Below are 20,000 nucleotides of genomic sequence, written 5' to 3'. Positions count from 1 at the left end.
CAACGATTTTTAAATAGAACTGTACAGGAGCCCCTATAGTTGACCGAAGTAATACTCAATATACTGAATTTTTCTACCTGTTTTTTTTGCGACATAACTAGATTATTCACTATGGGCGGAAGTAAACTTTGTTATGAATCTTCCCAAGAGTATCGTATCAGCATGGGTAAGGTCGTTGGATGGAGCGTAGCGGGCTTACGGATAGCGTTGATAATTCCATTTGGAAGAGAGCTTCTTTCAAGCTGATGATCGTTATCTAAGGGATTACGTGTCGGTACGTTAGATATTTAAACGAAAAAGGTAATATTAAAATGTTCGGTTATATTTCCTAGTATATTAGGGCATAAGTCAAAAAAAATCAGCGATTTCTGATTGGTGGGTGGCCTTAAAAAAGTATGTAAAACTAGTACTGATTTTCTGTGCAGATGAGCCATCAACCTAGTGCATTAAAAACAAAAAACAGCTAAAGGATAGCTGTTTTTTGTTTTTAAGCCTTGTCGGCTTAATACCTATTATTTGCTCTTTGTTTTAAAAAATTTATTTTTTTGCATCAAGATAAGGCTTATGATACTGTTCATTGAACCTTTTTTTGTCGTCCCGATAGCTGCTGACAGCGCCTAATTTATGCATCATTTTGATGTAACACCAAGCCAGGTCAATCTGATAAGGCTTGAAACCACTACGTGCACTTTTAGGGTAGAGATGATGGTTGTTGTGCCATTCTCCGGCCACGATACCTGGCCAAAGTTGATTGATGGATTTATCCTTTTCATTGAAATCGATGCCTTCCCGTTGTTTATCTTCACCTTTGGCATGGCCTTCATAATTAAATGTACGTACGCCTACGGCCCAGAACCCAGCTGCGCCAAATAAGCAACAAGCTAAGGCATGGCCGCCGATCAGAAAGAATACGGCATACCAAAATGACCAGTTTAATACCCAGGATAGGATTGCGTGGATGGGATTAACATAGGAACCCCATTTTTGATATTGCTCATAACTATTGCCTCTAACGCCAGTATGCTTCATAAGTGACTTGACGCGGTTATAGGAGTTCTCAGTCAGGTCTTTGGCAATGGGTTGGTGGTTGACATCGGCCAAGAAGCAATATAGAAATCCAGCTTGCGCATTGTATGGATCTCCAGGTTGGTCTGATTTTGCATGATGTACGTGATGTGAAATAACATAAATCTCTTCGGGTATAACATTAATCGTTAAGTTTTGTGTAAAGAAACGCCAAAACGGATTACTGAATTTAAAGGCACCGTGCGTGGAAAACCGATGATGCCAGATGGTACCGTGTGTACCCATAATGATCATACTGTAGATAAAAGCCGCCAGCACTGTCCACCAGCTGAGGTGAGCAAAGAGAAAAACAAAGAAAAATGGAATAAGACAAGCTACTTTTAACCAGCTAAAAAAGGGAAGCCAGTTGCGTTGGTCTTTAAAGACATTCAATCTTTTAAAAAATTCGCTAAATATTTGTTTTGGACTAGGTTTAATAAGGTCTCCGTTGTCGTCTTTCCATCCGTAGCTGGGAGTCTGGAGCACATGATCTAAAAAGGGCATTCTGTGGGTTGATTCTAATTGTTGATAAAGTGCTAAGCTACGGTATATATCAGTTAAAAAGTGTTAATTTCAAAAGTTTAACATATAACGACATGTATTTAACGCTATAGGCTGTACTGAGCAATAAAATGAGAGAGAACAATGCGTGAAACTTACGGTGTGAATAATCCAAAAAGGAAAGAATACATTGAAATCTAAACGGTTATTTTGACATGTAATGAATGTTCTGCCAAGGATTCAGCTGCATTTGTTTTAATATTACAATAAAATCTATGGAATTAGTAGTCTTTGTGAAATTATTCCTATATTTGGCCAACGAGCTTAGTAGAATAGATGGATATGGCATTACGATTTCTCAAACAAAAAACCGGTCAGCAGTTCTTAAACAGAATTTCTTCGCAGAAGAGCTACAATGGTTTTATGCGCGAGCTAAGCAAGCTGAAGGTTTTTGGTCGCGTTTTATATGTTGGTGCCCATCCAGATGATGAGAATAATAAGTTATTAACATATTTTGCGCAGGAGCAACTTGTCGATGCGGCCTATTTATCCCTTACACGGGGCGAAGGGGGACAGAATTTTATAGGTACGGAAAAGGAAAGCGAACTTGGTATACTCCGTGTACAAGAATGTTTATCTGCGCGGGAGGTGGAGGGAACAAGACAATTTTTTACACGTGCCAAAGACTTTGGATTTGTAGAATCTGTAGACGAGACCTTGTACCTATGGGATAAGCAAGCGGTACTTGCTGATATGGTTTGGACAATCCGTTACTTTCGCCCAAACATCATCATTACACGATTTTCGCCGAATATTGCGGATCTCCACGGACATCACCAGAGCTCAGCAATCTTGACCGAAGTGGCCTATGATCTTGCGGCGGATCCGCTGGCATATCCTGAACAATTAGAGGAGCTGTCTGTGTGGAAGGCACAACGTCTCCTATGGAATGTCTATCAGGAAAGTGGTGTGAAAGATATCGGCGGTAGAGTGACGCCATTACCTGAGCACTTTTCGCTTGATATTCCTGTGTATAATCGCTATTCGGGTTTGCATTATGGAAAAATAGCTGCCGAAAGCCGCAATAACCATCGCTCCCAGGCGATGGCTAGTCTAATACAATATACACCCTCCGTTGAATATTTTGAATTATTGAAAGGAGAACCTATTGATACAACAGTAACGAATTCTTTATTTAGCCCGACGGAAACTCCAGACCAGTATATTCCGGTCTTTAAGGAGCTAATTGACGGCTTGTTGGTGAAGCATTCTCAGGAAGATAACCTTGAATTTTCATTGGCAATAGCGACAATTTTGCGCTGGTTGAAAACCGTACCAAACAATAGTGTGATCTATGAAAAGCAGACTGATCTGGAGCTGCTTTTGATTCGTTCACTCGGGGTATCTTTTGAAATCTATTCTACGGACGACAGGTGGATACCGGGTACCAATGTAACCTTATCTTTGCAGGCGAATATACCACAGGACTCCGATTTGGTTTTGACCAGTGTAACAGTTCCCTTTTTTGAGACAGCATATTTTCAGCCTTATCGATTGTCGCAGACAGAGCGGGTTGAAATTACTGGCCGTCTCAGTCAATCCATTGGTCCCTCATTTCCAGCTTGGTTAAAGGAGAAGGGGAGCCGGGGCCGATATTCTCCCCAGTCTTTCAGCGATATTGTACTTTCCCAACAGGATAATCCAATCGTAGCACAATTACAGTTGCAGTTTGCAGGCCTATCCATAGCAATTTGTGTACCTGTATTGAACAATAATAAGCCAGTGATTATTTCTCCTGCATTTACTGGGGCTTTCGATACAGATATTATTGTTTTAGCGGATTTTACAAGTCGTTCTGTTTCGCTGGAACTGCAATCCAATGTGCCTACTGTAGAATCAATTTGCGTGAGGTTAACAGGGACGGAAGGACTGGAATTGTTTCCAAAAGAACAGACGATAGTCATTCAAGGCAATGCTTCCAAAAAAATCCATTTCCAATTAACTTCACTTGAACATACTGAAAGTGTGCAACAGATTGGTTTCGAGATCGAAACTGCTTATGGCGTCCATCAAAATAGTTTTAAATCGGTCAATTACCCCCATATTGAAGAGGTGGTATATTATCCTCCGGCTGTTTTACGGGTTTTAAATAGTTCGGTTGCAAACACAGCTAGTCGAATCGCTTATATCGCAGGTAAAAATGATGGACTTGTTGCAAGTCTGAACCAGCTCGTGAATCATTTGGAACTGATTTCTCCTGTTGAATTGAAAGATAGGGACCTGTCAGCTTTTGATGCTGTGGTTTTGGGTATTCGAATTTACAACACTGATCCAGATTTAGCGGCTTCTCATAGACAATTGCTGGAATACGTCGAAGCTGGGGGCGTCTTGATCAATCAATATCATACACCCTATGATCTATCTGTAGGAGAAGTCGGCATATGCCCTTTAACGGTTTCGAGCGAACGGATTTGCGACGCCGAATCAAATATTAGCTTCTTGGAGCCTACTCATCGGCTCTTGAATTATCCAAATAAAATTGTACAACACGATTTTGCCAATTGGGTACAGGATCGCGCATTGTTTTTCCCACAAGATTGGACGAGCGGATTTATGCCAATATTGCGCACTCAAAATTCCGATGGGAAAAACGTAGATGGATTATTGCTTGTCAATAAGAAGGGGAGGGGGTACTACATCTATAGCAGTCTGTCCTTATTTAGACAGCTTCCTGCTGGTGTGGCTGGAGCATATAGGCTTTTTGCTAATATGTTGTCTATCGGTAGCTGATTAGATCAATGAAAATAAAATGTTATATGGTAAATAAAAGGGAGCCTATATTTGCTACAATGTGCAGAAAAGCGCTAAGCTCTTCTGAGATATAACAAAAATAGACTCCATATTTACCAATGTTTTTTATTGGACTGAAATAGTACCTAAATCTTCAACGCTTCCTTTTACCACTTGAACATCTTCAATGGTTTTGTCTACATATCCTGATACGGTCGGTTGAATAACGATTTTGTAAGTGCCTTCTGACATACCCGGGAAATAGAATTTTCCTGCCGAATTCGCCAACGTTCCAACGGTATCTACTCCGTTTATGGCGAAAACATGCGCCAGTGAAGCAGCGGGATTAACAGTGCCTGTAATTGCTCCAGAAGTTGCTACAGGAATTGCACGGATGACAGGTTTAAGCAAGTATTGGCCATTGCCTGTCTGTACGATCGATTTCGACGCATCAAAATCAAGTAAAAGGGTATAGGCGACATTTGGAATCAATTCGTCTTGCACTTTTATCTTAACACCTGAAGATTGTCCGCTAGGAGTTTTTAGCGGATGACGAACTCCATCAACCCAAATTTCATTTCCCTCATCTTCAAGTTTTAATCTTATTTCCTGAATCATACCTGATGGAACATCATCTCCTGCAATCACCGTGTCTTTCCCCATTGTATATTCAAGAATGTTAAATGGGTTGCCGTCGACATCAAGACTTTCGCTACCTGAACTTGTACGGATCTCGATTTCATCAATATTCAGATGAATTGCATCATAATAACCAGGAGCATCAGTTATCTTAATGGTAACAGGGGTTGTTTGTGTGGATTGGTTATCATCCTTACTACAACTGCCTAACAACGCTGCGGCTGTCAATGCAGTAAAAATTAAATTTATTTTCATAGTTAGTACCTTATAACGAAGGCTTACACAAATGCTGTGCCATGCTGATTGTATCTATAATATTACAGTATTTTTGGTAGATGTTATTTTGAATAACGAATGTAATTTAAAACTGTTTAAATACGCTACGGGCCATTTTTAGGGCCATATACTCAGAGATTGTGGTCAATTTGAAAAAATTGTGGTCTAATGCTTATTGGGCCAACGGCAAATAGATCGAGAGAATACCGGTTCAGTTGCTATCGAGCGGGCAGGTATAGTGATATGGAAGAATAGCTGCAATTAGGATACTTTAGCACGATGAGCACAGGTCTTATTTTTAAAATATGTTTTGTTTATTTAAACCTTTTTAGCTGCAGCGTTGTGTTATGATTGACATTATTTATTATAAACAAATAGTGCTATGGGATTAACGAAATATAAAGAAAAACGGGCTGCTGAAAAAACACCTGAACCTTTCGGTGGTAAGCCGAGCGGCAAAGAATTAAGATTTGTTGTTCAGAAACATGATGCTTCTCATTTGCATTATGACTTCCGCCTTGAAATGGATGGCGTGCTGAAAAGCTGGGCTGTACCAAAGGGGCCTTCTATGGATCCGAATATTAAGCGTCTCGCCATGATGGTGGAAGATCATCCATATGATTATCGACATTTCGAAGGAATTATACCCCAGGGTCAGTATGGGGGAGGGACAGTGATCGTTTGGGACGAAGGAACTTATGAGCCCGTAGAAGGGCCGAAGGATGATATTGCTGCAATGGACAAAAATCTCAGACACCAGCTCTACTCAGGGAAGCTCAAATTCAAACTGAATGGAGAAAAGCTGAAAGGAGAATTTGCGCTGGTGAAAGCCTATGGAAGGGGAGACAATGGCTGGTTGCTGATGAAACTTGAGGATAGATATGCCAGCGATAAGGATATCACAAAAAAGGATAAATCCGTTATCTCCGGTAAGACCATCACACAGATGGAAAAATCACCCGACAAGGTATATGGTGAAAACATAATAAAAAAAGATACTACATTAAAAGACCAACACAGTGCAACGAAAAAAGCCGTTGAAATCGTCAGCGATCAGCTTGAAAAGCAGCCCCCAAAAAAAACGGGGACTGCTAAGGGAGCAGGTAAACTGTTGAAGAAATTATCAAATGAAGCTTTTTATACACATATTGAGCCTATGTTGGCCACATTGGTGGACCAGCCGTTTGATAATGCAGATTGGGTATATGAGGTGAAATGGGACGGTTATAGGACCATCGCTTTTATGAACAAAGGGCAGGTGGAATTAAAGTCCCGAAATGACAAGAGTTTCAATGAAAAATTTTACCCCATATACGATAAACTCAAGGAAATAAAACTCAATGCAGTTTTAGATGGAGAGGTGGTTGTGTTGACTAAAAGTGGTATGGCAAATTTTGGCGCCCTTCAGAATTGGCGCAGTGAAGCGGATGGGGATCTCGTCTATTATGTATTTGATATTTTGTGGTATGAAGGTAAAGACTTAAAGGAACTGTCACTTCTTGAAAGAAAAGCAATCTTAAAAGAGATTCTTCCGCAAAATGAACAAATCCTTTTTAGTGAGCATTTTGATACTTCTGGAATTGATTTTCTGAAAGAAGCAAAAAAAATGGGTTTAGAAGGAATGATGGCGAAGCGAAAAGATAGTATCTATCACGCCAATAACCGTTCCCATGACTGGTTGAAAGTCAAGGCCAATAAGCGCCAGGAAGTTGTTATTGGAGGTTATACCCTAAATGATGATTCTAGTAAGGTATTTAGTAGTCTGCTTGTAGGTGTATATAAAGGTAAAAAACTCATTTATACGGGTAAGGTGGGGACTGGCTATAATGCCAAGTTACAAAAGGAATTGATGGTACTATTTAAGCCATTGATAACAGAAAAGACACCTTTTGCGGATGAACCTGATGTCAACAAACCTTCACGCTTCCGCCCCAATCCACCACATGCTTCAGTGACATGGCTGCGTCCTGAATTGATCTGTGAGGTCAGTTTTACAGAAATGACGAATGACGGTGTTATGCGGCACCCTTCATTTGATGGCATGCGGGAAGATAAGGATCCAAAGAAAGTGATGCTTGAACAGGAAGAGCCCACGCAACAAGTCGTTGCAGATAAAATGAATGCTCCGATTAAATCACGGTCTGCTGTAGAACGCAGGACGCTGTTAAACTCGGAAGAGAAAAATCAGGTGAAAAAGATCAATAAGCATGAACTTAAATTTACTAATCTTAATAAGATTTTTTGGCCTAAAGAAAAGATTACCAAACGCGATCTTATCAATTATTACGATCAAGCTGCACCTTTTATATTACCATACCTGAAAGGTAGACCGCAAAGTATGAATCGATTCCCTAATGGTATCAATGGGGAGGGATTCTATTTTAAAGATGTCACTGATACCGCGCCGGATTGGGCTGAACTTTATTTATATCAAAGTGAAGCGGATAATCGGGATAGACATTATCTCGTCGGGAAGGATGAAGCAACTTTATTATACATGGCCAATCTCGGTTGTATAGAAATGAATCCTTGGAATAGTACAGTCAAAAAGCCGGATTATCCAACCTACTGTATCATTGACCTGGATCCGGATAAAAACTCTTTCGATCAGGTGATTGAAGCAGCACAGGTGACTAAACAAATTCTGGATAACATGGGCGTGCCTAGTTATTGCAAAACAAGTGGTTCTACAGGGCTCCATATCTATATTCCTTTGGGAAACAAATATACCTATGATCAGGCTAAAGAGTTTGCACGTATCATCGTGACTTTGGTGCATGCTGAAATACCAGCTTATACTAGCCTCGAACGTACTGTACGTGACCGCAAAGGAAAGATGTACTTAGATTTTCTTCAAAACAGACCTCACGCGACGATTGCATCGGTCTATTCGGTCCGGCCCAAACCAGGAGCTACCGTGTCCACGCCGCTCCACTGGGACGAGGTAAAGAAAGGGCTTAAGATGACCGATTTTACTATTTTTAACGCGATTGAACGGATAAATACAGTGGGTGATATTTTTAAACCTGTATTGGGCAAAGGGATTGACTTAAAAAAAATAGTCAATGCACATGCTATAGATCGGGAATAAGGGGACTGAAACAATAGTAACCTATTGATTTTAGAACATCCTTGAACATCATGACCTTTCATAGGGAACAGTTATAAAATGCCGTTAGATAAATATCGCAATTGAACAGCGAAGGTAAATCGAATCGATGATTTACCTCCGCTGTCCAATGTTTTAACAGTTTTGATGTTATTGCTTCAGAAGGGCCAATAGTTCTTTTGCAGTCTCTTCTGATGAACCAGGATTTTGGCCAGTGATCAGCTTACCATCTTTAACCACATGACTGCTCCAATCATCACCTTTACTATACTGGCCGCCAAGATTGATCAATTCATCTTCAACTAGGAAAGGGACAACATCTGTCAACTGTACAGCGTCCTCTTCGGAATTAGAAAAGCCGGTAACTTTTTTGCCTTGAACCAGTGGACGGCCGTCAGGATTCTTTACAAATCGAAATACTCCAGGAGCGTGACATACGGCAGCTACAGGTTTATCGTGTCTCCAGAATGCCTCAATTAAAGAAATCGAAGTTTTGTCATTTGCAAGATCCCAGAGTGGACCGTGGCCGCCTGGAAAGAAAATTGCGTCGTAATCTTGTTCATTAACCTCAGATAAAGGCACACTGTTGGCCAATTTGCTCTGAAGTTCGTTATCTGCATCGAAGCGCTTTGTTGCTGCTGTCTGGAAATCAGGAAGTGCACTTTTTGGATCTATTGGTGGTTGTCCACCTTTTGGCGAAGCGATCGTGATGTCGATACCCGCATCAGCCATAACATAATAGGGTGCTGCAAACTCTTCTATCCAAAAACCTGTTTTATTTCCTGTATCTCCCAATTGGTCGTGTGAGGTCAGCACGACCAATACCTTTAAGTTCTCTTTTTTCATTTTTAAGAATATTTAATTTTCTAAACGATCACACAAAGTAGGATATAAATTGTCAGATCCTTATGTGATATACATCACATTTTAGGGAATGGTTTTGCTTTTTTGATCTACATCACATTATTTAGCTTGGTAGAGCCTGCTGAGTGTCTCACGGGAAACTCCAAGATAAGCTGCAATCAACTGTTTGGGAACAAGATTATAGAGTTCGGGATATTGCAGCATTAGTTCCTCATAACGGCTGCGGGCATCATTGTTTAGCAAGGACAAAATTCTCTTTTGCAATCCTATATAACCTTTATTGGAACGCCACCTTAAAAATGTTTCCACCTCATGGATTTCTTTGCATACATGTTCACGGTCCTCTCCCGACAAACAAAGTGTGTCTGCATCGCTTACACAATCTAGGTTGACTGTTGCTCTTGTATTGTTGTGCAAAGCATTGTAATCAGATGCCCACCATGTCTGCGTAGCGAATTGTAGGATATGCATCTTTTGTTCATCATTGATTACAAAAGTTTTCAGGCAGCCATTTAGGACAAAATATTCGCATTCTACCTTATCGCCAATGTTAATTATCGACTGTTTCCTTTTAAATGATATTGGTTTGAAAAAGGAAAAGAAATAATCGAACTGTTCGTCATTTAATAGGACGGTCTTGTTGATATGTTGCCTGAGAATTTCGCGATAGGTCATAGCTTACAATTATTGAATGGACTAAAATTAAACAAAATCTAGTAATCACAACCTGGCGTCTATACTTTTGTGCGTATCTACATATTGGTAATACAGCAGATAAACTGGACAGAAAAGAATGTAATATATCAGCTTGTGGAGGAGAACGAAGATTAAGTATTCGTCTAAAATAGGATGTTTAACCGGTTTAGCTGGGATTGAAAATCTAATTTTTTTACTTTTTATTTTGTTTATACAAAGTTTTTTTCTACTTTAGTGTTGCCCATCACGGGCACTTTTCATAAAATAGGTTAATAATATGGCTAAAACACCCGGAGTACCCCATGCTATCGGGTGTTTTTTATTATAACCGTTAGCTGAGCAGACCATGGATCTTACAGAAAAAACGTGCTGTTAAAACTGCGAATCATAAATCAAGTAATACGAATTGTAAGCAAAATGAAATAAGTATAAAAGGCTCTTTATATTTGATCTAGGAATTGATGTAGCTGAATCCCAGTATTAATATTATGGAAATTATTAAAGCCTTTATCGTTTATTTGATTAGCTATACTTTTACTTATTATAGCATAAAATATTCCCTTTCCGATCACATTCTGATCAGTACAATGAATATTGGTATTTCTGCATTGGTTGCAGCGAGCGTTACAGCTTTTTTATCTGCCGATCTGATAAAAAGAAAAAAAAATGAGATCTAAAAATTCTGTGATTGGGGATTCAAAAATTAGATCGACAAACGCGGAGCCCTTGGGTTAAAGCTCCGTGTTTTGTTAATAGAAAATTATCTTTTTTCGAATTTATACGCAAGTGTTGCCATAAAACTGCACGGCGCAATTGGATTCACGCTATAATTTTCGTGGATGTAATAATTAAATGCAACAGTGATATTGGACAATTTTCCAAGAATACTCCAATTTTTGTAGGCGTATCCGGCCGAAAAGTCAATGGTAGTAAATGGACTGACAGAAATCAGACGATTTAAGCCGTCTCTGATATTTGCCTTCGTATTGTTCGTAGATCCGACCTGTCTTTCTCCTTCAGCATTTCCCATCTCAATGGTCTTTGTATATCTCCTAAAATTATAGCTATAACCAGCTATAATATTCAGTCCTTCTGTTCATTGTCCCCGTAAATCCAACGCTATACCAACTGATGTTGTTTCTCCAGTAAACTCCTTCATTTGAGTATCTTTGATGCTGCTATCTTCTGAGATAACGGATTGCGCAAACCTATTATTTTTAATTCTATATACAGATGCATTTGCTGTTAAACGGCCATTCATAAATTCATTTTTTACGCCAAATTCATATTGGTCGATAATAGAAGGACCTAATGAACGATACTCTCGGTCGTATTCAGTGCTGACTTCAAAGTTACTCGCGTAAGTTACAAAAATGCTCGAACTTGAAATATGTTGATGAATCAAAGCAAATTTTGGAGACCATGCTTTGTCTATCTTTAGGCCAGCTGGTTTGTTTTCAGTCAGAGTCTGGTTTCCTTGGTTATCCGTAACCCTCGATTCGGGAGTTTTACCACATTAATAGAATAGGCTACAAATAGTACAGGGCTTACGAATCGTAAATAACAGTATGCGAATTGTAATTGGCAAGGTATATTAAGAAATAGACCTGATATATTTGGAATTAGGAGATCAACACAGTACCGATCAAGGTATGATGTTTTTCATTAGGTTAGAAGAAAGCCGCTTGGGATTCCCCATTCCAGCGGCTTTTATTTTATGAATTTTGATTCGTGAGATCTTTGTCTCTCATTGGTTCGGTGGTGATCAGCATGATTATGTACTGTCGTTAGGAAAATTTTTATCTTATTCCTTTGTTATTCTGAATTTTATATAGGATGGATAGGTATTTTTATATATCTTTGATAAAGAACCAAAAGCCTTTAGCCTTCCTGCTTTTAACATGGGAATATTTTTGACTTTTTGGGAACGAGTAATTTTTGAATTATGAAATACCTTTTTGTATTGTTGCTCGGTTTATTCGTATTGTCCAGTTGTGACAAGGAAGAAGTTGACCCAGATTCTATGGAGATCGACGGTGGCGCATTATCTAAGAAGTTTCAATTTATTGGTCGTTCTGTCGGTTTTTCGGTAAACCAGATCTATGTGGACCAAACCATAGACAAAAATTTTTATTTAGGGACGGTGTGGGGATTGAAAGATACTATGCCTACAGTAGAGTTGACATCCTTGCGTGGGCGCTATAAACCTTTCAAAATAACAATAGTACCAACGGCTTCTGCTATTTCAGGTTCCAAAATTACTCCAACCTTCGAGGGAATTCGTTCCTATGCCCGTAAAAATAAAAATGCCGAAGCGGTTAAGTCGGGTTTTTCTATCACAGATTTTTTTGATTATGAGTCGATCCGCTATCACCTCAATAATAGTCCTGACGTAGATAGTGTTTTAAGGCTTACTGAACACAATGATTCAACAACAATCAAAAGAGCATATAGTTGTCTGATGCGTAGCGAAAATATTGCATTTTCATTAATAGCGGAAATCAATGAGTTTTCGTCTGCCTTTAGCAGGAGCGATGTTTCGCAGTTAAAGCAAGCGGGAATTAATCCATATTACACGAATGTAGTGAACTATGGTACACATGTGATAATGATGGGCGAAAGTGATTATCCGCGAATTGATTTTAAAAACGTACTTGATAAATTGTTGGATGGTCAACGACTGAGTGAGGATGAAGAAAACATCTTAAATGCTTCAGACCTGTTGATTTATTTACGTGGTGGTAGAAAGGAAAGCTTTATCAGGCGTGAAAGTGGTTTACAGGGAATAATGAAACTGATAAAAGAATTTAAGAAAGAGTTTGAAAAACAAAGCAATTCATTTGATTTTCCCATAAGCTATTCAATGCGAAACCTGGACGATTTTTCACCGTTGAAGTTCTGGTATTCTTATGATTTTCTTGTTCGTGAGGAGGAAAATAATTAATGATAACAGTGTGTATCGTTACAGTCCTTTATAATGTGCGGATACCCTGCACACTTTACCTTGTTGATCCAGTTCCATATATTCTGCCGATAAGGAATTATTGACACTTTTATAAAAGAGGACTATCGAGTTGACTCCTTCGAGTATATGGACAAGCTCAAAATGTAAATCCGGGTATTTTTCAAGGGCTTTCTGGAAATATGTTTGTAACTCGTGTTTATTGTTTATGCAGCCGGCCGTATTGACTCCCATTTTTTGAATGACAGGTGAACAAAAATTAATGTTTTCGCTGTAATGCTGCATAATTGCATCTAAATCATGTTGGTTCCATGCATCTATCCAATGCTGAGCTAGCAATATGGGTTGATAAGAATCAGATTGTGTAGTATTCATAATATATATGGATAATTCTCAAATAGCAATATTAGAAATATTTCAAAAAAGTTAAATCAATATACGTAGTTTCTAACATTTTATAGGCACCCTATTAAATAAATGGAGCCGCTGACCACAGATTATTTCTATTATAAATTGAACAAACGGTTGCGTTTCGTATCGAGTTGTCAAAGCTAATTATTCTCATTATCATCGCGAGACTATATTCAATTGGCACATAAATAAGATAATTGTGAAAAAATATATATTCCTGACAACAGTTCAGATGTTGTCTTCTTTGCTGTCGTCGGCGCAAACGACGAAAACCAACGCTTCATTGCGATTACTGGGGACCCGGAGCTGGATCCGTGTGGACATGAAGGATAGTGTACCAAATTTGTCGGGTGCGAAAGTCTTTTGGTCCAAAACGAGTAAGAAGCCTTCTGTAGCCAATGCCGTATTAGGTAAAGGTACAAAACGTTATTATATTCAACAGGTGGATCCGGAGACAACGTATTATATTTGGGTAGAGTCTGCAACGGGTAACCTCTTGGCTCAAGGGAAGTCCTATACTTCTAAAAGTTGGGAATTGGACGAGGCTGAACTTGAGGAAGTACGAAAAAAACCAAGTTCAAGAGCTGTTCCGCCCGGCATGGAAGTTTATTGGCAGGATGAGTTTAACGATCAGCTCTTAAATCGGAACAAATGGAGTACCAATTATTTTTCATCTTTGAATTATCTGAATGAAAAGGCAAAACAGGAGATGCTGCAGGATCGGTTACCCCAACCAGCTTATACACTTGATGGAGATGCAATCAACCTTTATGTAAACGATACTATCCCAACCCGAATTTTTACAGAAGGTGGGAACCAAAAAATTTCATCCATTCAAACCTACGAATGGAAAACGAATGAAAATCTACTGGACAATAGTAAGGGCGGTTATTTTGAGGTAAGAGTAAGACGCAATCGCCAGGGTAATCCAAAGGGAACAAATACTGCATTTTGGTTCGATTCACCCGGACCAGATATTCGTTATTATCTTCAGGAAGGATCTGAAGCGAATGGAATAAAGGGCATACGTCCAAAGGGACAGCTTTTCGAAATCGATGTATTTGAGTATATCACGGCGTAGTTTGTGATTCATGGACATGTTGACTCAAAAGGTGTATTTCAACGAAACCTTGCGACACATATTGCCGAAGGTTACGAACATGCAGGACAATGGGTTACGCATGGTATTTTATGGACACCAACAAGTATCAAACACTACATAAATGGTAACCTAATCAAAGAATACACCAATAAAAACCAAATCTATTCACCTAATCATTTTATGAATATTTTTCTGGGTGCATATGGATCCGAAGGTGGAGTGAATATGGAGGTTGATTATATTCGGGCCTACAATTGGCCTTTGAAGGATGGAAATGAGCTTCCTAATCCTGATTTTGAAGGTAAGACTGGGCTTTCGCCCTGGGAAGGAGACGTACGGGTAGAGGATGGAGCTGGAGAAAAGAGGAGTAAAGCAGTGGTATTGGCATCGGGGCAGAAAATTGAGCAATATGTTTATCTGGATCCAGAACAGTTATTCAACCTTACATATTGGGGAAAGGGAGGAAATATAAAGTTAGAGGTAGATGATGTGACTGTTGTCACCGGAAAACTGTCAAGCTTAAAGCAACAGATGCAGAATTTAGGTAAAAAAGGCAAGAAGCGAGACATTAGTTTTGTAACCGGTCAGGAAATCAAACCAAATAAAAAAATTGTACGAATCACATTTACGAATACAAGTAAGGACAGGGTATATTTGGATAATATAATCTTAAAGAAAAATAGGTTCTAGTATGTTTTAACTCGTAATATGTAATAACAAAAGTGTGGCTCCATAATCGATTTTTATTCAGATATGGGGCCATTTGCTTGAGTGAGCCAATGCATAAGGTCGGTTAGCGGTCTGCTGATGTACCCGAAAATAGGAAAAGCACCATTATTGGATACAAATAGGAATGAAAAGATGAAAATAAATGAAAATCGGAAGATGAATTTCTTTGGCGGAGCCCATATTTTGATACCGTTTTCGGAATTAAAAGTCATAATGAGGGTTTATAACGGGTAATTTAATATTTATTCGTTGAATTAAGTACTTAAATAATTAAATAGGTAATAAGATAGGTTTTTCCTTGTTTGACCGGAAGTTATTATCTTGTTTTGAAATATCAATAGCATGGATAAGATCAAAGATTATTTCGACACGCTCATAACGATGGATACGGAGGATTGGGATATTTTCTCTTCAAAACTTACTAAAGTTGATTTTCCAAAACGTTCATTGATTTTGGAAATGGGCAAAACTGAGCGCTACCTTTCTTTTATTGAAAGAGGTATTGTTCGGTTCAATATCCCCAAGTTGGATTATGATTTTACTTTTGGTTTTGCTTTTGAAAACTCTTTTGTAAGTGCGTATGATTCTTTTCTCACGCAAAAACCAGCATCTTATAATCTTGAAGCGATTACAGATTGTGTCCTGTGGCGGATATCTTTTGATGATCTGCATACGGTGTATAAAACTACACAGGTGGGGAATTTTATTGGACGGAAGGCAATTGAAGATATCTTTTTGAAAAAAATGAAGCGTGAATTTACCTTACTTGAGGATTCGGCGAAGACCAGGTATGTCAATCTGATACAGGAACAGCCTGAGCTGATTAAAAATATTCCTTTAAAATACCTTGCATCATATATAGGAATCAGGCCTCAGTCGCTGAGTAGGATAAGGAAGGAAATTTCTTAACAATTGTTCATTGATAGGGAAGAAGAGGGGCATTAACTTTGAAAAAAAGATTATGAAACCACTTTTTGTTTTATTCATTGTATTTGTTATTGGCAGCTTGGCTATATTACTATACAAAGGTCATTTGGATTATGATCTGGCGGGAAAAATCGCACTCGCTGCGACATTATTGTTCACTTCTCTCGGACACATCATCTATACCAAAGGAATGGTGCTGATGCTACCTGATTTTATTCCGTTAAAAAAAGAAATAATCTATTTGACTGGGGTATTGGAAATATTAGCTGCTTTCGGTGTGTTTGTACCATCTTTAAGCCGTCTTACGGGTATCCTTTTGATTGTCTTTTTTATCCTTATACTTCCGGCAAATATTCGTGCCTGTATAAGACATCTAAATTATGAGACTGCAACATACGACGGGAAAGGTATAGAATATTTATGGTTTCGAATCCCATTTCAATTATTGCTAATCTGCTGGACTTACTATTTTGTATTGTATTAACTTAACGTGTTTTATTTTTAACCTAAATATAGTAATAAGTTAATATTGAAAATGTTTAGTTTTATTTAACAATATTTTATTTTTGCTAAACATTTAATGGTGAATAGATGAAAGAAGCGATCAAGATGGTGGTGTTTGATATGGCAGGTACTACTATAAATGAGAATAATATAGTTTATAAGACACTTCAGCATGTGATTAATGACACCGGTGGTTATAAACTCACATTGGCAGAGATATTAGAACATGGAGCTGGAAAAGAAAAATTTCAGGCCATTCAGACGGTATTAAAAAAATGTGTGAATGTGGAAGACGAGCAATTGGCAGAGAAAATATTTCAGTCATTTTTACAAACACTCGAAAATGCTTATGAAATCGAGAATATTTATCCGAATTCAAATGCGAATGAACTTTTCACAATCTTAAATGACATGAGTATTCTCCGGGTATTAAATACAGGATATGACCGGAAAACAGCAGAATCTCTTTTGAAAAAACTTAATTGGGTCGTAGGACGGGATATTGATGCATTGGTCACCGCGTCTGATGTGCCTAAAAACCGACCTTATCCGGATATGATTGATTTTGCGAGAACAAAATTTGCTATTACAGATCCGGAACTCGTTGTGAAAATAGGAGATTCAATCATTGATATACAGGAAGGTCAAAATGCAGGTTGTGCATTAAGTATTGGCATTACGACCGGGGCTCATCATTCTGATCAGCTAAAATCAGCTAATCCGGATTATATTATCGATGATCTATTGGAAATTGTTCCGATTATTGAGAAATATCATACCCCAAGTCAGGTGGTTTAATGAAATGACGATCATCTACGATAAAAACAGAAAGAGACCGATAGGACGGTCTCTTTTTGTTTTAATATAAGTTTAATCACTAATCTATTGCATTTGTATACCTTCCATCGAGTTTTGGTTTTTATTTTTCTTGAACATATTCATGTCCATTTTACCAAAACGATAAGATAGATTCAATTTGACCAGCTGTGGATTGGACAGACGGTAGTAGTTTTGGAAGAAACCATCACCCGAAGACACGATGGTATTGCCACGGGTTCTAAAAATATCGTTTACAGCCAACGTCACGGAAGCTGCCTGGTTTTTCAAAAAACTCTTCTTGATGGCAAAATCGATTCCGTAAAAAGGCTTAATGTATCCCTGAGACGAGCTTTGTGCCTGATTCATCGGTGGGCCAAAGGTTTGATTTTGTGTGACAGGCATATTTGTTTTTCCTTGGTATTCAAAAGCGAGCTGTAGGTTCCAGTTCTTTTTCAGATTGAATGTATTATTCAGTTTTCCAAAAACTGTCCACATACCTTCTGCTGGTGTATTATCATCTATTTCAATTTTTGAATTATAGAAATTGAGGTCTGCCGTCAGATCCCACCATTTTTTTAAGTTATTGGTGTAAGTAAACTCAGCTCCATAGTTCTTGCTTGAATTCGCATTGATATAGGTGTTGATAAAATCCATTTTATCAGTAATGGGATTGAGTTCTTGTGTCAGGTAACGGGTAATCAGATTGGTGGTATATTTGTAATAAACCGAAGCCAAGAAAGTACCTTTACCGTGTGTCCTACTGTAGGACAGTTCACCCGAAGTTGTAAACTCTGGAACGAGGTCGGGATTACCACGTGTAATATTTAGGCTGTCTGTATAGTCAACGAATGGAATTAACTGAAAGAAGTTAGGGCGATTGACACGACGGGTGACACTCATCTGTAGCTGATCTTTCTCTGTCAGTTTCTTGCTCAAGAATAGCGAAGGAAAGAGACTAACCGGATAGCTGTTGTGGAATTTTTGGTTTGTGTTGATTAGTTCACCGTCATAAGTAGAATTTTCTACACGTAAACCGACTTTATACGATACCCAATCTTTGAGGTTGCCACCAAGTGAAGCATAAGCAGCGTAGACCGTATTCTTGTTATCGTAATTGGCCGATGCTGCGGTGATATCTTTAAATTCAGTTTCGTTTAAGCCTTTTAGGGAGTTGGTATTCAGGTTTTTGAGTTTGTTGATCTGCGCGCGAAGTCCAGTCTCCAATTTCATTCCATTTTTGAATGGTTTAACATAATCTGCCTGTACAGTCATAAATTTGTTGTCACCGGATCCAATATTTTTTTGAATCTGTGAGCCGATGATATTTTCTGTACTTTCTAAATAATTGGTGGTGTAAAGTCCATTGGATTTGTTTGTACCACCAAAATAATTGAAGTCTACCGTCAATTCTTCACCCTCGGTTTTGAATTTCTGAACAAGACCTGCCTGAAATCCGCGAGGTTTAAAGCTTCTTTCCGAATCAGAAATTCTATTGCTCCATAAAGTGGTATCGTTTGCCGTCGATGAAATCGACGAATTCTCATGCGGCTTAAACTTGCCTTCGACCAATATTCCTGCGACGGATAGGGTGGTTTTAGGACTCAGATCGTAATCTACACCAAGCCTTCCAAAGGTGATCATACCTTTCGTTTTACCTTCGATATCCTGATTAACGTCAGAACTAATACCATTAATTGTGCTGTTCCGATAGCTATCACCTTCGGTATTTGTCCGCATACGCATATTCATTCCTGTGAGGGATATGTTGAATTTGTTTTGACGGAGATTAAGGCTTCCCATAAAATTGGTTCCGCCGAAACGATCGGCTCCAAGGGTAACCATACCATTGTAACCTGTTTTCTTGTTCTTCTTCAGAATAATATTTAGAATACCAGCCATACTTCCCGAGGCATCATATTTAGCAGAGGGATTGGTGATGATTTCGATCTTTTCGATTACGTCAGCAGGTATTTGGTCTGGTGTTAGTGTCGTCGGCTTTCCGTCTACAAAAATGGTGGGTGCGGCATTCCGGAGTTTGACATTCCCATCGATATCTACTTGTACAGAAGGCATATTGCGCATGACGTCAATTGCTGTACCACCAGCAGCCACAATATTCTTTTCTACATTATATACTTTTTTGTCAATGTCCATCTCAAGTAAGGCTTTACGACCAGTGACTGTCACCTCATCTAGCTTTCGATTATCATTTTCCAATGTGATATGACCGAGGTCTTTATCCAAAATTTTGCTGTCGGATCCAAAGTCGACTGGGATATCTTTCGCGGTATAGCCTACAGAGCTTATTTTTAATTTCCATTTGTCTCTAGTGGAGAGCGCGGTAAAGCTGAATTTTCCATTTTCGAGTGAACTTGTGCTTTTGAATAAGATTTCTCGTTCTTTGCCTGTGGACTGCTCATTAATTACCCGTAGCAGATTGACAGAAGCTTGTGCTATTGGTTTGCCTTGAGGATCTACGAGTTGACCTGTGAGTTTTCCTTCGGCGATGGCGAAACTACTTGGACGGCCAGCCGGCGGTGTTTGCGCATGTGATGTGGCAACAGCGGTTGACATTAGGAGTACTGCTATGATTTTCTTCATTTTTT

17 protein-coding genes are annotated in these 20,000 nt (G+C 38.8%); 9 read left to right on the top strand and 8 right to left on the bottom strand.

Annotated features, from left to right (window positions below; all coding sequences use genetic code 11):
• Positions 1-537: 537 nt before the first annotated feature.
• On the bottom strand, positions 538-1,569 hold the full coding sequence (locus tag HPC41_RS14820) for a fatty acid desaturase (protein ID WP_172394735.1): 1,032 nt from the start codon (positions 1,567-1,569) through the stop codon (positions 538-540).
• Positions 1,570-1,908: 339 nt separating this feature from the next.
• On the opposite strand from HPC41_RS14820, the gene HPC41_RS14815 reads away from it, so the two are divergent.
• Entirely contained in the window at positions 1,909-4,356 is a 2,448-nt protein-coding gene (locus tag HPC41_RS14815) for a PIG-L family deacetylase (protein WP_172394734.1), read from the top strand.
• 126 nt (positions 4,357-4,482) lie between these two features.
• Here HPC41_RS14815 and HPC41_RS14810 read toward each other — a convergent pair whose 3' ends face one another.
• A complete protein-coding gene (locus tag HPC41_RS14810) occupies positions 4,483-5,250 on the bottom strand; it encodes a DUF4382 domain-containing protein (RefSeq protein WP_172394733.1) in 768 nt (255 codons plus the stop codon).
• A 403-nt stretch (positions 5,251-5,653) separates the two neighbouring features.
• On the opposite strand from HPC41_RS14810, the gene ligD reads away from it, so the two are divergent.
• Positions 5,654-8,362: a DNA ligase D gene (ligD, locus tag HPC41_RS14805; protein ID WP_172394732.1), complete on the top strand. Its 2,709-nt coding sequence runs from the start codon at positions 5,654-5,656 to the stop codon at positions 8,360-8,362.
• 168 nt (positions 8,363-8,530) lie between these two features.
• On the opposite strand, the gene HPC41_RS14800 is transcribed toward ligD, so the two are convergent.
• Both HPC41_RS14800 and HPC41_RS14795 read right to left on the bottom strand, forming a co-directional pair.
• Positions 8,531-9,226, bottom strand: coding sequence for a type 1 glutamine amidotransferase domain-containing protein (locus HPC41_RS14800; protein WP_172394731.1), 696 nt, complete (start codon positions 9,224-9,226; stop codon positions 8,531-8,533).
• 117 nt (positions 9,227-9,343) lie between these two features.
• Entirely contained in the window at positions 9,344-9,919 is a 576-nt protein-coding gene (locus HPC41_RS14795) for a Crp/Fnr family transcriptional regulator (RefSeq protein WP_172394730.1), read from the bottom strand.
• Positions 9,920-10,428: 509 nt separating this feature from the next.
• On the opposite strand from HPC41_RS14795, the gene HPC41_RS14790 reads away from it, so the two are divergent.
• Positions 10,429-10,617 carry a hypothetical protein gene (locus HPC41_RS14790; protein ID WP_172394729.1) on the top strand — a complete coding sequence of 63 codons (189 nt, stop codon included), beginning with the start codon at positions 10,429-10,431 and terminating at the stop codon, positions 10,615-10,617.
• Between the two features lie 83 nt (positions 10,618-10,700).
• Here HPC41_RS14790 and HPC41_RS14785 read toward each other — a convergent pair whose 3' ends face one another.
• Both HPC41_RS14785 and HPC41_RS14780 read right to left on the bottom strand, forming a co-directional pair.
• Positions 10,701-10,970, bottom strand: a complete 270-nt coding sequence (locus tag HPC41_RS14785; RefSeq protein ID WP_172394728.1) for a hypothetical protein — start codon at positions 10,968-10,970, stop codon at positions 10,701-10,703.
• Positions 10,971-11,036: 66 nt separating this feature from the next.
• Positions 11,037-11,405, bottom strand: coding sequence for a TonB-dependent receptor domain-containing protein (locus tag HPC41_RS14780; protein WP_172394978.1), 369 nt, complete (start codon positions 11,403-11,405; stop codon positions 11,037-11,039).
• Positions 11,406-11,885: 480 nt separating this feature from the next.
• Here HPC41_RS14780 and HPC41_RS14775 point away from each other — a divergent pair, with 480 nt between their 5' ends.
• Positions 11,886-12,884, top strand: a complete 999-nt coding sequence (locus HPC41_RS14775; RefSeq protein ID WP_172394727.1) for a hypothetical protein — start codon at positions 11,886-11,888, stop codon at positions 12,882-12,884.
• Between the two features lie 18 nt (positions 12,885-12,902).
• On the opposite strand, the gene HPC41_RS14770 is transcribed toward HPC41_RS14775, so the two are convergent.
• Positions 12,903-13,277 (bottom strand): nuclear transport factor 2 family protein, encoded by a 375-nt coding sequence (locus HPC41_RS14770; RefSeq protein ID WP_172394726.1) that lies wholly within the window; start codon positions 13,275-13,277, stop codon positions 12,903-12,905.
• A 235-nt stretch (positions 13,278-13,512) separates the two neighbouring features.
• Between HPC41_RS14770 and HPC41_RS25135 the strand changes: the two genes are divergently transcribed.
• From HPC41_RS25135 to HPC41_RS14750, 5 genes are all read left to right on the top strand, one after another.
• Positions 13,513-14,394 (top strand): Ntn hydrolase family protein, encoded by an 882-nt coding sequence (locus tag HPC41_RS25135; protein ID WP_216660761.1) that lies wholly within the window; start codon positions 13,513-13,515, stop codon positions 14,392-14,394.
• Positions 14,395-14,397: 3 nt separating this feature from the next.
• On the top strand, positions 14,398-15,105 hold the full coding sequence (locus HPC41_RS25130; protein ID WP_216660760.1) for a family 16 glycosylhydrolase: 708 nt from the start codon (positions 14,398-14,400) through the stop codon (positions 15,103-15,105).
• 381 nt (positions 15,106-15,486) lie between these two features.
• A complete protein-coding gene (locus tag HPC41_RS14760; RefSeq protein WP_172394725.1) occupies positions 15,487-16,053 on the top strand; it encodes a Crp/Fnr family transcriptional regulator in 567 nt (188 codons plus the stop codon).
• Between the two features lie 52 nt (positions 16,054-16,105).
• On the top strand, positions 16,106-16,555 hold the full coding sequence (locus HPC41_RS14755; protein ID WP_172394724.1) for a DoxX family protein: 450 nt from the start codon (positions 16,106-16,108) through the stop codon (positions 16,553-16,555).
• A 107-nt stretch (positions 16,556-16,662) separates the two neighbouring features.
• Positions 16,663-17,373 carry an HAD hydrolase-like protein gene (locus tag HPC41_RS14750; protein WP_172394723.1) on the top strand — a complete coding sequence of 237 codons (711 nt, stop codon included), beginning with the start codon at positions 16,663-16,665 and terminating at the stop codon, positions 17,371-17,373.
• Positions 17,374-17,457: 84 nt separating this feature from the next.
• Here HPC41_RS14750 and HPC41_RS14745 read toward each other — a convergent pair whose 3' ends face one another.
• Positions 17,458-19,995: a TonB-dependent receptor gene (locus HPC41_RS14745; protein WP_172394722.1), complete on the bottom strand. Its 2,538-nt coding sequence runs from the start codon at positions 19,993-19,995 to the stop codon at positions 17,458-17,460.
• Between the last annotated feature and the right edge of the window lie 5 nt (positions 19,996-20,000).

This window comes from Sphingobacterium prati (assembly GCF_013167215.1).
Taxonomy (GTDB): domain Bacteria; phylum Bacteroidota; class Bacteroidia; order Sphingobacteriales; family Sphingobacteriaceae; genus Sphingobacterium; species Sphingobacterium prati.
Note: the sequence above shows the minus strand (reverse complement) of the source record. Positions and strands in the feature narration are given on the sequence as shown.

Bases quoted from the DNA above. Each gene is read 5' to 3' on its own strand.
- HPC41_RS14820 (WP_172394735.1), bottom strand. From the start codon at position 1,569: ATGCCCTTTTTAGATCATGTGCTCCAGACTCCCAGCTACGGATGGAAA.
- HPC41_RS14815 (WP_172394734.1), top strand. From the start codon at position 1,909: ATGGCATTACGATTTCTCAAACAAAAAACCGGTCAGCAGTTCTTAAAC.
- HPC41_RS14810 (WP_172394733.1), bottom strand. From the start codon at position 5,250: ATGAAAATAAATTTAATTTTTACTGCATTGACAGCCGCAGCGTTGTTA.
- ligD (WP_172394732.1), top strand. From the start codon at position 5,654: ATGGGATTAACGAAATATAAAGAAAAACGGGCTGCTGAAAAAACACCT.
- HPC41_RS14800 (WP_172394731.1), bottom strand. From the start codon at position 9,226: ATGAAAAAAGAGAACTTAAAGGTATTGGTCGTGCTGACCTCACACGAC.
- HPC41_RS14795 (WP_172394730.1), bottom strand. From the start codon at position 9,919: ATGACCTATCGCGAAATTCTCAGGCAACATATCAACAAGACCGTCCTA.
- HPC41_RS14790 (WP_172394729.1), top strand. From the start codon at position 10,429: ATGGAAATTATTAAAGCCTTTATCGTTTATTTGATTAGCTATACTTTT.
- HPC41_RS14785 (WP_172394728.1), bottom strand. From the start codon at position 10,970: ATGGGAAATGCTGAAGGAGAAAGACAGGTCGGATCTACGAACAATACG.
- HPC41_RS14775 (WP_172394727.1), top strand. From the start codon at position 11,886: ATGAAATACCTTTTTGTATTGTTGCTCGGTTTATTCGTATTGTCCAGT.
- HPC41_RS14770 (WP_172394726.1), bottom strand. From the start codon at position 13,277: ATGAATACTACACAATCTGATTCTTATCAACCCATATTGCTAGCTCAG.
- HPC41_RS14760 (WP_172394725.1), top strand. From the start codon at position 15,487: ATGGATAAGATCAAAGATTATTTCGACACGCTCATAACGATGGATACG.
- HPC41_RS14755 (WP_172394724.1), top strand. From the start codon at position 16,106: ATGAAACCACTTTTTGTTTTATTCATTGTATTTGTTATTGGCAGCTTG.
- HPC41_RS14750 (WP_172394723.1), top strand. From the start codon at position 16,663: ATGAAAGAAGCGATCAAGATGGTGGTGTTTGATATGGCAGGTACTACT.
- HPC41_RS14745 (WP_172394722.1), bottom strand. From the start codon at position 19,995: ATGAAGAAAATCATAGCAGTACTCCTAATGTCAACCGCTGTTGCCACA.